14 protein-coding genes are annotated in these 12,879 nt (G+C 57.2%); 6 read left to right on the forward strand and 8 right to left on the reverse strand.

What is annotated here, in order from left to right; all coding sequences use genetic code 11:
• Window positions 1-276: 276 nt before the first annotated feature.
• The 6 genes from hemP (at window position 277) to HP459_RS15625 (ending at window position 6,167) form a co-directional block, all read left to right on the forward strand.
• Complete coding sequence (gene hemP, locus HP459_RS15600) at window positions 277-465, forward strand: hemin uptake protein HemP (RefSeq protein ID WP_171936445.1); 189 nt, start codon at window positions 277-279, stop codon at window positions 463-465.
• 76 nt (window positions 466-541) lie between these two features.
• A complete protein-coding gene (locus HP459_RS15605) occupies window positions 542-2,524 on the forward strand; it encodes a TonB-dependent hemoglobin/transferrin/lactoferrin family receptor (RefSeq protein ID WP_171936446.1) in 1,983 nt (660 codons plus the stop codon).
• Window positions 2,525-2,559: 35 nt separating this feature from the next.
• Window positions 2,560-3,588 (forward strand): hematinate-forming heme oxygenase ChuS, encoded by a 1,029-nt coding sequence (gene chuS / locus HP459_RS15610; RefSeq protein ID WP_038417025.1) that lies wholly within the window; start codon window positions 2,560-2,562, stop codon window positions 3,586-3,588.
• Window positions 3,585-4,403, forward strand: coding sequence for a hemin ABC transporter substrate-binding protein (locus HP459_RS15615; RefSeq protein WP_022647847.1), 819 nt, complete (start codon window positions 3,585-3,587; stop codon window positions 4,401-4,403). Before chuS ends, HP459_RS15615 begins: the two co-directional genes overlap by 4 nt.
• Window positions 4,403-5,395: an iron ABC transporter permease gene (locus HP459_RS15620; protein ID WP_023299913.1), complete on the forward strand. Its 993-nt coding sequence runs from the start codon at window positions 4,403-4,405 to the stop codon at window positions 5,393-5,395. The genes HP459_RS15615 and HP459_RS15620 overlap by 1 nt, the downstream gene beginning before the upstream one ends.
• Window positions 5,388-6,167, forward strand: coding sequence for a heme ABC transporter ATP-binding protein (locus tag HP459_RS15625; protein WP_171936447.1), 780 nt, complete (start codon window positions 5,388-5,390; stop codon window positions 6,165-6,167). The genes HP459_RS15620 and HP459_RS15625 overlap by 8 nt, the downstream gene beginning before the upstream one ends.
• On the opposite strand, the gene selO is transcribed toward HP459_RS15625, so the two are convergent.
• From selO to HP459_RS15665, 8 genes are all read right to left on the reverse strand, one after another.
• On the reverse strand, window positions 6,164-7,606 hold the full coding sequence (gene selO, locus HP459_RS15630; protein ID WP_171936448.1) for a protein adenylyltransferase SelO: 1,443 nt from the start codon (window positions 7,604-7,606) through the stop codon (window positions 6,164-6,166). The genes HP459_RS15625 and selO overlap by 4 nt on opposite strands.
• A gap of 61 nt (window positions 7,607-7,667) precedes the next feature.
• Window positions 7,668-8,381, reverse strand: coding sequence for an EAL domain-containing protein (locus HP459_RS15635; protein WP_171936449.1), 714 nt, complete (start codon window positions 8,379-8,381; stop codon window positions 7,668-7,670).
• Between the two features lie 292 nt (window positions 8,382-8,673).
• Window positions 8,674-9,138 (reverse strand): NlpC/P60 family protein, encoded by a 465-nt coding sequence (locus HP459_RS15640; protein ID WP_015570730.1) that lies wholly within the window; start codon window positions 9,136-9,138, stop codon window positions 8,674-8,676.
• Between the two features lie 72 nt (window positions 9,139-9,210).
• Entirely contained in the window at window positions 9,211-9,966 is a 756-nt protein-coding gene (btuD, locus tag HP459_RS15645; RefSeq protein WP_046618262.1) for a vitamin B12 ABC transporter ATP-binding protein BtuD, read from the reverse strand.
• Window positions 9,966-10,517, reverse strand: a complete 552-nt coding sequence (locus HP459_RS15650) for a glutathione peroxidase (RefSeq protein ID WP_022650905.1) — start codon at window positions 10,515-10,517, stop codon at window positions 9,966-9,968. The genes btuD and HP459_RS15650 overlap by 1 nt, the downstream gene beginning before the upstream one ends.
• 33 nt (window positions 10,518-10,550) lie before the next feature.
• Complete coding sequence (btuC, locus tag HP459_RS15655) at window positions 10,551-11,531, reverse strand: vitamin B12 ABC transporter permease BtuC (RefSeq protein WP_046618265.1); 981 nt, start codon at window positions 11,529-11,531, stop codon at window positions 10,551-10,553.
• A 103-nt stretch (window positions 11,532-11,634) separates the two neighbouring features.
• Window positions 11,635-11,934, reverse strand: coding sequence for an integration host factor subunit alpha (gene ihfA / locus HP459_RS15660; RefSeq protein ID WP_003857805.1), 300 nt, complete (start codon window positions 11,932-11,934; stop codon window positions 11,635-11,637).
• A 4-nt stretch (window positions 11,935-11,938) separates the two neighbouring features.
• On the reverse strand, window positions 11,939-12,879 hold a 941-nt coding region (locus tag HP459_RS15665), incomplete at its 5' end, for a phenylalanine--tRNA ligase subunit beta (RefSeq protein ID WP_171936450.1).

The following is a 12,879-nucleotide window of genomic DNA, read 5'->3' on the forward strand; positions in this document are numbered from 1 at the left end:
CGCCCCGGCCTGCAGGAAACGCCTCAGCGATTTACAGCCGGACCAGGGCATCGCTGACAGCCCTCAGTCATTTAGAAAGCAACTTTATTGCTTCTGCATAAAAAAATTACTGGGGATCCCTCAGCCCCATGGGAGAGGGTCGGGGTGAGGGCATCAGACCGCACCTCTCCCCCAAATTTGATCCCCTCACACAATTTTCATAAAAACGCTTGCCGTGAATTTGCAGTTTATTGATAATGATTATCATTGTTACATTGATTGTTATTTATAAACATTATGTCACCGACCGATAACAGCGCGGCAACGCCAGTAAAAACACACACAGCGCCGTCCCCTGCTCCCACAGATCGCCGAATCGACAGCAAAAGCCTGTTGGGTAAGGAGGGACGGGTCATTATCGAGCATGACGGCCAGCACTACCTGCTGCGCCAGACCAATGCCGGAAAACTGATCCTGACTAAATAATCCAGACAACACATTCGCCAGCCACCCAGGTGATCCCCAGGCAGCCAGCGCTTTTCAATCCTTATGGAGAGTTGCTATGCCACACCTGCAATCCGCGTCTTTACGCCCGTCTCTTCTGGCGCTGGCAATTGTCAGCACCCTGCCGGGCGTTGCGTTTGCCGCCACAGACGATATCACCGTTACCGCCACCGGCAACGCCCGCAGCGCCTTCGAAGCCCCCATGATGGTAAGCGTGATTGACGCCACCGCGCCGGAAAACCAGACCGCCAGCTCCGCCGCCGACCTGCTGCGCAAGGTGCCCGGCCTGACGCTGGACGGCACCGGGCGCACCAACGGTCAGGACGTTAACCTGCGCGGTTACGACCGACGTGGCGTGCTGGTGCTGGTGGATGGCGTACGCCAGGGCACCGATACCGGACACCTGAACAGCACGTTCCTCGATCCGGCGCTGATCAAACGTATCGAAGTGGTACGTGGCCCTTCCGCCTTGCTGTACGGCAGCGGCGCGCTGGGCGGCGTAATTTCATATGACACCGTCGACGCCAGCGATCTGCTGGACGCAGGTAAAAATAGCGGCTATCGCGTATTTGCTACCGGTGCAACAGGCGATCACAGCATCGGGATGGGCGCCAGCGCCTATGGCCGCACCGATACCCTGGACGGTGTGATCTCCTGGTCCAGTCGCGATCGCGGCGACATTCGCCAGAGTGACGGCGCGAGGGCGCCAAACGACGAATCCATCAACAATATGCTGGCGAAAGGCAGCTGGAAAATTGATCCGGCTCAGACGCTGAGCGGCTCCCTGCGCTACTACAACAACGACGCGCAGGAGCCGAAAAATCCGCAGACCACGGATGCCAGCAGCAGTAACCCGATGACCGATCGTTCCACCATTCAGCGCGATGCCCAGCTTGGCTACCGCATTGCGCCAGCCGGAAACGACTGGCTGAACGCCGATGCGAAAATTTACTGGTCCGAAGCGCGGATCAACGCCCAGAACATCGACGCCAGCGGCGAGTTCCGTAAGCAGACCACCAAAGGCGGCAAAGTGGAAAACCGCACCCGCCTGTTCAGCGACTCTTTTGCCTCGCACCTGCTGACCTACGGCGGGGAATACTATCGTCAGGAGCAACACCCTGGCGGCGCGACCACCGGCTTCCCGGACGCGAAGATCGACTTTAGCTCCGGCTGGTTGCAGGATGAGATCACCCTGCGCGACCTGCCGGTAACGCTTCTCGGCGGGACGCGTTACGACAACTACCGCGGCAGCAGCGACGGTTACGACGACGTGGATGCGGATAAATGGTCATCACGCGCCGGGTTAACCGTGAGTCCAACCGACTGGCTGATGCTGTTCGGCTCTTACGCCCAGGCCTTCCGCGCGCCAACGATGGGCGAGATGTATAACGACTCAAAGCACTTCTCTATCGGCAGCTTCTACACTAACTACTGGGTGCCGAACCCGAACCTGCGTCCGGAGACCAACGAAACCCAGGAGTTCGGTTTTGGGCTGCGTTTTGACGATCTGCTACTCGCCAACGACGCGCTGGAGTTCAAAGCCAGCTACTTCGACACCAAAGCAAAAGATTACATCTCTACCACCGTCGATTTTGCGGCGGCCACCACCATGTCCTATAACGTACCAAATGCCAAAATCTGGGGCTGGGACATGATGGCGACCTACTCGACCAGCCTGTTCAACCTCGACGTGGCCTACAACCGCACGCGCGGGAAAGATACCGACACGGGTGAATATATCTCCAGCATCAACCCGGACACCGTCACCAGCAAGCTGGATATCCCGGTGGCGCAAAGCGGCTTCTCCGTGGGCTGGATCGGCACCTTCGTCGAACGTTCAACGCACATCAGCAGCAGCTACAGCGAGCAGCCTGGCTACGCAGTAAATGATTTCTACGTCAGCTATAAAGGCCAGCAGCAGTTCAAAGGCGTCACCACCACCCTCGTGCTGGGGAACGCCTTCGACAAAGCCTACTGGTCACCGCAGGGCATCCCGCAGGATGGCCGCAACGGCAAGATCTTCGTCAGTTATCAATGGTAATTCCCTTCGGGGCAACGATTCAGAAGGATAAGATTATGGGTCACTACACACGCTGGCTTGAGCTTAAAGAAGAACATCCGGGTAAGTACGCCCGTGATATCGCCGGATTAATGCACATCAGCGAAGCAGAGCTGGCATTTGCGCGCGTTGGACACGACGCCTGGCGGCTGCGCGGTGAAATCCGCGAGATTCTGGCAGCGCTGGAGTCCGTGGGGGAAACCAAATGCATCTGCCGTAACGAATACGCCGTTCACGAACAGGTTGGAGCGTTTACTCACCAGCACCTCGGCGGTCATGCCGGGCTGGTGCTGAATCCGCGCGCGCTGGATCTGCGTTTGTTCCTCAACCAGTGGGCGAGCGCGTTTCACATTAGCGAAACGACCTCCCGCGGCGAACGTCAGAGCATTCAGTTCTTCGATCATCAGGGCGACGCTTTACTGAAGGTCTACACCACGGATCACACCGACGTTGCCGCCTGGGGCGACGTCCTGACCCGTTTTATCATTGCCGATAACCCCGCTCTGGCGCTGAAGGCTGTCGAAGCCCCCGCGCATTCCGACGGTGCAGATGCAGGCTCGGTGGAGAAAGAGTGGCGCGCCATGACCGACGTGCATCAATTCTTTAGCTTATTGAAGCGCCATAACCTGAGCCGCCAGCAGGCGTTTCGTCTGGTGAGTGACGATCTGGCCTGTAAGGTGGATAACAGCGCGCTGGCACAACTGCTGGAGAGGGCGCAACAGGACGGAAACGAAATCATGATCTTCGTCGGCAACCGCGGTTGCGTGCAGATCTTCACCGGTGTGGTGGAAAAACTGACGCCCATGAAGGGCTGGCTGAACATCTTCAACCCAACCTTTACCCTGCATCTGCTGGAGGAGACTATCGCGGAGACGTGGGTTACGCGTAAGCCCACGGCAGACGGACACGTTACCAGCCTGGAGCTGTTTGCTGCGGATGGAACTCAGATCGCCCAGCTCTATGGGCAGCGTACCGAAGGCGAGCCGGAGCAGAGCCAGTGGCGCCGCCAGATTGACGCTCTGACGCCAGAAGGGCTGGCCGCATGAAAAACTGGTTTGCCCTGCTCTGCGCCCTGCCGCTGGTCACCGTCGCCGCGCCGGAGAGAATTGTCGCCCTCGGCGGCGACGTGACGGAGATCGTCTACGCCCTCGGCGCGGAGTCTTCTCTGGTTGCGCGCGACAGTACCAGCCAGTGGCCGCAGGCGACAAACGCGCTGCCTGACGTGGGGTATCTCCGCCAGCTGAATGCGGAGGGAATTCTGTCCGTACGCCCGACGCTGGTGCTGGCAAGCGACCAGGCGCAACCCTCTCTGGCGCTGAAACAGGTTGAACAGAGCCACGTCCGGGTAGTTACCGTTCCCGGCACGCCTGACCTGCGCACGATTGACGAAAAAGTGCGAGTGATAGCTCAGGCGACGCATCATGAGGTGCAAGGGGAAACCCTGCGCAACTCGCTGCGTCAGGCGCTGGCGGCTCTGCCCTCAACACCGCTCAACAAGCGGGTGCTGTTTATCCTCAGCCACGGCGGAATGACCGCAATGGCGGCCGGGCAACAGACCGGCGCGGATGCGGCAATACGCGCCGCCGGGTTGCAGAACGCCATGCAGGGCTTTACCCGCTATCAGCCGCTCTCCCAGGAGGGGGTAATGGCCAGCCAGCCGGATCTGGTGGTGATTTCGCAGGACGGCCTTAACGCGCTGGGCGGCGAACAAAATCTGTGGAAACTGCCCGGTCTGGCGCAAACGCCAGCGGGACGAAGCAAGCAGGTGCTGGCTATTGATGACATGGCCCTGCTGGGCTTCAGCGTCCGCACGCCGAAAGCCATACAACAGCTGCGTGCCAGAGCGGAGCAACTGCCCTGATGTCCCGGCGCATCACGTTATCGTTATGGCTTCTGGCGGGGTTGCTTACCGTCATGACGTTCATGGCTACCGGTTTTGGGGCGTTACGCCTGCCGGTGAACGTGCTGTGGAGCGGCAGCGATGAGACGCTACGCCAGATCTGGCTCACCATCCGTCTGCCCCGCGTGCTGCTGGCGCTGGTGATTGGCGGGTCGCTGGCGCTCGCCGGCTGCGTCATGCAGGGGCTGTTCCGCAATCCGCTGGCCGACCCGGGCCTGCTCGGGATCAGCAGCGGTGCGGCGCTGGCCGTCGCCCTGTGGGTGGTGCTCCCGCTATCGCTGCCCGCGCTGGTGATGCTTTATGCTCCGATGCTGGCGGCATTTTTTGGGGCGCTGGCAGCCACAGGCGTGATCTTCCTGCTCAGCAAGCAGCGTGACACCTCTCTGTCACGTCTGTTGCTGGTGGGTATCGCCATCAATGCCCTGTGCGGTGCGGCAGTGGGTGTGCTTTCGTGGGTCAGCAATGACGCCCAGTTGCGTCAGCTTTCACTCTGGGGAATGGGAAGTCTCGGTCAGGCGCAGTGGTCAACGCTGCTCGCCGTGATCTCGCTGATGGTGCCTGCCGCTCTGGCGATCTGGCGTTGTGCCAGCGCGTTAAATTTACTGCAACTGGGTGAAGAGGAAGCGCATTATCTCGGCGTGGACGTTGCCCTTGTACAGCGAATATTACTGTTATGCAGCGCTCTGCTGGTCGCTGCGGCTGTCGCCGTCAGCGGCGTGATTGGCTTTGTCGGACTTGTGGTGCCGCACCTGATGCGCATGTGGCTGGGCGCCGATCACCGGGCAACCCTCCCCGGCACGGTTCTCGCGGGCGCTTTTCTGCTGCTGGTGGCGGATACGGTAGCCCGCACTCTGGTCGCCCCGGCAGAAATGCCGGTCGGGTTGCTCACCAGCATCCTTGGCGCCCCCTGGTTCTTATGGCTCATTTTTCGTCGTGGAGAACAGCATGGCTGAACGTTATACGGCTGAAAATCTGACTTTTACCCGGTCTGGCCGCACGCTGACAGATAACGTTTCGCTGTCACTGTCGCAGGGAGAGCTGGTTACATTGATCGGTCCCAACGGCGCGGGGAAATCCACGCTGCTGCGACTGCTGACCGGCTACCTGAAACCCGACAGCGGCGGCTGTTCGCTGGCGGGGAAAGCGCTGGATGAATGGCACCCGGAGACGCTGTCCCGCTATCGGGCAGTGATGCGTCAGCATACTCAGCCTGGATTTGACTGGCTGGTGGAGGAGATCGTTGGAATGGGGCGTGCGCCCTGGTCGCGTCAACCTGAACCGTCGATTGTGCGTGAGGTGATGCAGCTGACCGGTTGCCTGCCGCTGGCTGGCAGACGTTATCATTCCCTCTCGGGCGGCGAGAAGCAGCGCGTTCAGCTCGCCCGCGCGCTGGCGCAGCTGTGGCGTGAGGGAACGCCGCGCGGCTGGCTGTTTCTCGACGAACCCACTTCAGCGCTGGATCTCTACCACCAGCAGCATCTGCTGCGCCTGTTGAAATCGCTGACCCGGCTGGGTCATCTTCACGTCTGCGTGGTGCTGCACGATCTTAATCTCGCCGCGTTATGGTCGGACCGGATCCTGCTGTTACACAACGGCAGGATTGTTTCTCAGGGCATACCGGAGACGGTATTGCAGGCCGACGCGCTGGCGCGCTGGTACGGTGCGCAGGTGCACGTCGGCAGACATCCGGCGCACGCCGCGCCGCAGGTTTTTCTCACCCCTTAGCTTGAGCAGCTCACTTCCAGTCGCTTGCCCCAGTCCGGCGGGCGGCTGACATAGTCATCCTCCCGGTCAGCAAACGGCGTGCGCAGGGCGATATGCAGCCGATGCAGCTCGGCATAATCCCCCTGCTCTGCCTGCTCAATAGCCCGCTGCGCCAGCCAGTTGCGCAACACCATCGCCGGGTTAACCGCCTTCATCCGCGCCTGGCGGGTATCGTCATCAATCTGTTCCTGCTGTAAACGCGCCCGGTAAGTGGCAAACCAGTCATCAAACGCCTGTCGATCGATGAACTCGTCACGCAGCGGTGAAGCGGCGCTCTGCTGCGCAGTCTGGCTTAGCATACGGAAGGTTCGGGTATAGTCGCTGCCTTCACGCGCCATGATGGCAAACAGCCCATTTAGCAGCGCGTTATCGCCTTTTTCCTGCGTCATCAGCCCCAGCTTGTTGCGCATTAACACACCATATTCCCGCAGCAAAACCTCCTGATAGGTATCGAGCGCATCGTTCAGGGCATCGACGTCGATAAACGGCGACAGGCTTTGCGCAAGCCGCTGAAGGTTCCACAGCCCCACCGCAGGCTGGTTGTCGAAACGGTAACGCCCCTGATAGTCCGAATGGTTACAGATGTAACCCGGTTGATAGTCATCAAGGAAGCCGTACGGACCGTAGTCAAACGTCAGCCCTAACAGGGACATGTTGTCGGTATTCATCACCCCGTGGGCAAAGCCAACGGCCTGCCAGCGGGCAATCATTGAGGCGGTGCGCGCGACAATATCACGGAACCAGAGAACATAGCGGTCCGGTTCGTTTTGCAGGTGCGGCCAGTGACGTCGAAGGGCGTAATCGGCAAGCTGGCGGACTTTATCCGGCTCGCGGCGATAGTAGAAGTGTTCAAAATGGCCGAAACGCAGATGGCTTTCCGCCACGCGGATCAGCATCGCCCCCTGCTCTATCGTCTCGCGGGCCACCGGCGTGTCGCTGGTGACAATGGACAGCGCGCGTGAGGTGGGGATCTCCAGGGCATGCATCGCCTCGGAAGCCAGACTTTCACGAATGGTTGAACGCAGCACCGCGCGGCCATCCCCCATGCGTGAGTACGGTGTTAACCCTGCCCCTTTCAGGTGCCAGTCGAGCGTTTCGCCATTCGGCAGAACCTGTTCACCCAGCAGGATGCCGCGACCATCGCCGAGCTGTCCCGCCCAGACGCCAAACTGATGTCCGCTGTAGACCTGAGCCAGAGGCTTCATGCCCGGAAGCAGCGTTTCGCCGCCCCAGACACCGGCGCCCTTTTCTGGCTGAAAAAGTGTCGAAGGGATGCCAAGCGAATCCGCTAATGCATCGTTATGCCAGATAAGACGCGCGTTCTGTAAAGGCGTGGGCTTAAGCGCGGTGTAAAAGCCGGGTAATTCATCGTGCCAGTGAGCAGTAAAAGACAGGGTCATAAGTCCTCCTGCTTTAAGTGTAGAGGGTTTCCCTTGACGTAAACACGGGCGAAGAAAGGGGTTATTGCTGAACGAGGGTCGTTACGCGTTCTGCCGGGACGGCAGGCCACAGGGTTCCCTGCATTGCGCCAAAATTGAAGGGCAGCACGCGTTGTAAGATGCCGTGATCGTCAATTCCCGAGACCATGACCGACTGACAATGCGGCGCGATCTGCCAGAGAATGGCGCGCATAAATGGCTCGAAAGAGAGCGCCGAGACGCGCTGATGAATAAAGTATTTATCCAGAATCACCCGTTTGAACAGACCATCATAAACCGGTTTAAGGGATGCAGCCCCTGCACCAAAGTTAGCCAGCACTAAGGGGAAATGGATCGCCATTCTTGCAAGCGTAAGATCGTCTTTCCCGTTATTTAAACCTGGATAGTTCTCATTAACAGTAAACTCAAGAAACGGATAACGATCAAGGATTGAAACAGCGTTCTCATTAGTTAATAAAAACTCAACAATTGCAGGTGTAATATTGATCCATGCAATTAACTGATGCTGAATAAAAAATAGCTTACAGGTATCGAGTAATTGCAGTTTTTCCTGAAACAGCACTAATTCATCTTCATGAGAAAGATGAGGGATAACCAGTTCAGTCGGGATTCGTACGTCCGTACCCACGCCAGTAAAGTTAACCAAAATCTCTAAACCTTTAAGCAAACCTGCACTATCACGCGCCGGAAGGAGTAAAAGTTCAGACTGGTAAGCATTATCTAGCGTAATAATCATCGCCCTTGTCCTGCATTAAAGATGAGAGAGAACATCCTGGAGCAATTGCAGGCACAATTCCACTGTCTTGATTTTAATAAGATTAATTTCATTCTTTCCGTATTAATTTTCAGATTTTTCCCTGAATCTAAAATAATCTTATCCTGGTTAATGAATAATAGCCAGTTTTAGATAAAACAGGCACATGCTGACAAAAATAAGTGGGCAAAAATTTTACTTTAATCCACCCGCAAGAAAAGCCTGACGTCTATTTCCACCGCCAGGCCCTCCGCACTGCATCTTTATGCAGCGGTTAAATACGCCTGGCCTGCCAGAAATTTTTACGCCAGTAAACATTATCGAGAGAGGAGCGCATCACGCCGCGGCTGGTCGAGGCATGAATAAACTGATTATCGGTGTCATAAATGCCGACATGAAGGCCGCTTTCACCGGAACCTGTTTTAAAAAAGACCAGATCGCCGGGCAGGAGCTCGTCTTTATCAATTTCAGTGCCGATTTTCGCCTGCATACGCGTTTCACGCGGAAGCTGTAGGTCAAATTTATCGCGGAAAGTCATCAGCACAAATCCCGAGCAATCCACCCCGCCCCGGCTCATCCCGCCGTAGCGATAAGGGGTGCCGCGCCAGTTGCTGAGCTGATCGTTCAGGCTGGCAATGACCGTAATGGAATCGGAAAGCCGTGGGTTAGGCGGAGGTGCACGATGGCTGCTGCATCCTGCAAGAAATAGCGCCGCAACAAGGAGAAACCAGAATCGCATTTCAGACGAATCCTCTGCTTTTTTTGTTCTTTCGGTAATTTAGCGTGCATCTATGCGGCTGTGCAAGAAAGGTTACTCCTGCGTCGTGGAAATGAGCATCTTGTGGCCTTCAATATCCAGCCTCCGGAACGACATGTGGTAAGCACTCGCAAGATTGGGGGCCGTCAGCACGCTGTCGCGCGTTCCGCTGGCAATCAGTTTGCCACGCGCCAGCAACCACACCCGATGCGCGTGGCGCAACGTATGGTTTAAATCATGGCTGCTCATCACAATGGCGATGCCCTTGCGACACAGCGCGCTGAGCAGAGTATCCAGCGCTGCCTGCTGGGCAACGTCCAGTCCGCTCATCGGCTCGTCCAGCAGCAGCAACCGCCCGTGAGGATTTCCCACCGGATGAACCTGAAGGATGACGGCGGCCAGACGCACGCGCTGCCATTCGCCACCGGAAAGCTGGCTGGCCTGTCGGGTGAGCTTATCGTCTAACCCGAGCGCCGCAGCAACGTCATGGAGCAATGCTACCTGATTTTTATCAGGCAGGTGCAGCGTCAGGTAGTGCCAGACGGGCATTGCAAAGGGCGGAACCTGCTGCTGAACCAGATAGCTTCGACGGGAGGCGAGTGTAGAGGGTAGCCAGTTGACGAGCGATTGCCCGAGAAAGGTAATCTCCCCTTCCCCGCGGGTCAGCCCCGCCATGCGCGCCAGCAGCGTGCTTTTTCCGGCGCCGTTAGGCCCAACCAGGTGAAGGATTTCACCTGCGTTGACTGCGGCGGTAACAGGCTCAAGACGTCCCTTCCCGGCAACGCCTGTGAGCTGCATCAGCAGCGTCATTATTTCGCCAGCGCCAGTTTGATTGATTCCATCACGATAGGATCTTCAGGCGTCATGTCAGGCGAGAAACGCTGCACGACCTGACCGTCACGGCCAATCAGGAATTTTTCGAAGTTCCACAGAATATCGTCCGGATAGAGCGGCGCGCGACCTTTGCTCGCCATACGCTCATAGAAACCACTCTCTTCAGGCGCAACGGCGGTCGGCGCCGCGGCCACCAGTTTGGCATACAGCGGATGACGATTTTCCCCGTTCACATCAATTTTGCTGAACATCGGGAACGTCACACCATAGGTTGTGCTGCAAAAGGTCTTAATCTCCTCTTCGCTGCCCGGCTCCTGGCCCAGGAACTGGTTGCACGGGAAGCCGAGTACGGTAAAGCCGTCTTTTTCCCAGGCTTTATGAATGTTTTCCAGCTGTTCATACTGCGGCGTAAGGCCACATTTCGATGCCACGTTCACGATGAGCAGTACCTTGCCCTTGTAGCCTTCCAGCGTGGTTTTCTCGCCGTCAATGGTAGTCACTTCGGTATTCAGAATATCAGACTGCATAGCATTCCCTCAGGTTGACTTACAGGTTGTGTTTTAACGTCCAGCTTTTAATAGTAGCCAGATAAAGACCGGTGCGCCCAGCGTTGCGGTCACCACGCCTATCGGCAACTCAGCGGCCGTCAGCGCAAGCCGGGCGATGATATCGGCAATCAGCAGCGTTGCCGCCCCGGCAACCGCCGAGGCAGGAAGCAGGGTTCGGTGGTCCGTAATACCGTACAGGCGCAGCATATGCGGGATCACCAGCCCAATAAAGCCAATCGCCCCCGCCAGCGCCACGCTTACGCCCACCATCCAGCCGATGGCGATAACCAGCGCGTTGCGCCAGAAGCCAATCGGCATCCCGAGCTGGCGAGCAGACGTTTCGCCCAGCGCGAGAATATTTAGCGGCTGCGCCTGGAACGCCGTCCACAGGATGACCGGGATCAGGAGCACCATCAGCCACCCCTGACGCCAGTCAACGCCACCAAATCCCCCCATCATCCAGTACATTAACTGGCGCAGATCGAAAGAGGTGGAGAAGTAGACGGCCCATGTCATCAGCGCGCTACAGATGATCCCCAACGCTACCCCGGCAAGCAGCAGCCGGCTGGTGGATAAATGGCGACGAGCAAAGCGCAGAAGGATAAGGGTTATCAACAGCGCGCCAAGGATAGCGCTGAGGCTAATCCCCCAGGCGGAGAGCTCGCCTCCCCCCAGCATCACGGCGGCGATAAGCCCGACGCCTGCGCCATTCGACACCCCGAGAAGTCCGGGTTCCGCCAGAGGGTTTTCAAATAATGCCTGCATGATCGTGCCGCACAGCGCCAGCGCAGCGCCGACTAAAAGCACAGCCAGCGTCCGTGGCAGGCGGATCTGCCAGACAAAGAGCTGTCCCTCAGGCGTAAACCAGCTTTCCGGTCCCAGCCACCGATCGCCCGCACACAGGCTGACGGTGGTGGCGACAATCATCAGCACCCCGAGCAGACACAGGCGGCGGAGATCGGAGCGGTGCTGAAGACGGGCAAGATCAAGCATAGACGATAGGTTATCCGGTTGAGATATCATTGATTTTACGGCGGGTTTAGCAAATAGCGCAAAGAAAAAAGGCCGCGTGAGCGGCCTTTTTAGTTAGTTCATATTACTCTGCTTTGGGCGTTGCGTTTTCGACACGGCTTTTTAACTTCTGTCCGGGTCTGAAGGTCACCACGCGGCGGGCTGTAATGGGAATATCTTCCCCCGTCTTCGGGTTACGGCCCGGACGTTGGTTTTTGTCTCGCAAATCAAAATTGCCAAAGCCGGAGAGTTTAACCTGCTCACCATTTTCCAGAGCACGACGGATCTCTTCGAAAAACAGCTCTACCAGCTCTTTGGCATCCCGTTTGCTAAGCCCAAGCTTATCAAACAGATATTCTGACATTTCAGCTTTTGTAAGCGCCATAGGTTCAATCCCTCAATGATGCCTGGAATCGCTCTTTTAATGCCTCTACACATTTGGCGACGGTAGCGGCAATCTCCTCTTCTTCGAGTGTACGGCTGGTATCCTGAAGGATAAGGCTAATAGCGAGGCTCTTGAAACCTTCTGCTACGCCCTTGCCGCGGTACACGTCAAATAAGTTTACGCCAACTACCTGATTTACGCCAACTTTCTTACATTCGGCCAAAATATCTGCTGCGGGCACATTTTCAGCGACCACAACCGCGATATCACGGCGGTTTGCCGGGAAGCGTGAGACGTCCTTTGCCTGAGGAATGACGCGGTCTGCAACCGGGTTCCACTCCAGCTCGAATACGATGGTACGGCCATTCAGATCCAGCTTACGTTCCAGCTCCGGGTGAACAACCCCAATAAAACCAACACGTTTGCCGTCTAAATAGATCGCCGCACTCTGGCCCGGATGCAGGGCTGGAATCGCTTCTGCGCGGAATTCAATTTCGGATAATTTACCGGTCAGATCGAGAATCGCTTCCAGATCGCCCTTCATATCGTAGAAATCAACCGTCCCTTTTGCCAGGTCCCAGTGCTCTTCATAGCGGTTACCGCTGATGGCGCCAGCCAGCATGAGATCCTGACGGATGCCTAAATTGGCCTGAGTATCCGGTACAAAGCGCAAACCGCTTTCGAAAATACGCACGCGGTTCTGCTGACGGTTCTGGTTATAAACGATAGTACCCAGCAGTCCCGTCCACAGGGACAGTCGCATCGCTGACATCTCGCTGGAGATCGGGCTTGGCAGGATCAGGGCTTCCTGACCTGGGTGGATCAGCTGTTGCAGCTTAGGATCAACGAAGCTGTAGGTGATCACTTCCTGGTAGCCTTTGTCGTTCAGCATGGTTTTCACACGCTTCAGTGACAGATCGGCTTCGCGATGGCTGCCCATCACCA

Source organism: Enterobacter sp. CM29 (assembly GCF_013179605.1).
In the GTDB taxonomy this organism is placed as follows: domain Bacteria; phylum Pseudomonadota; class Gammaproteobacteria; order Enterobacterales; family Enterobacteriaceae; genus Enterobacter; species Enterobacter intestinihominis.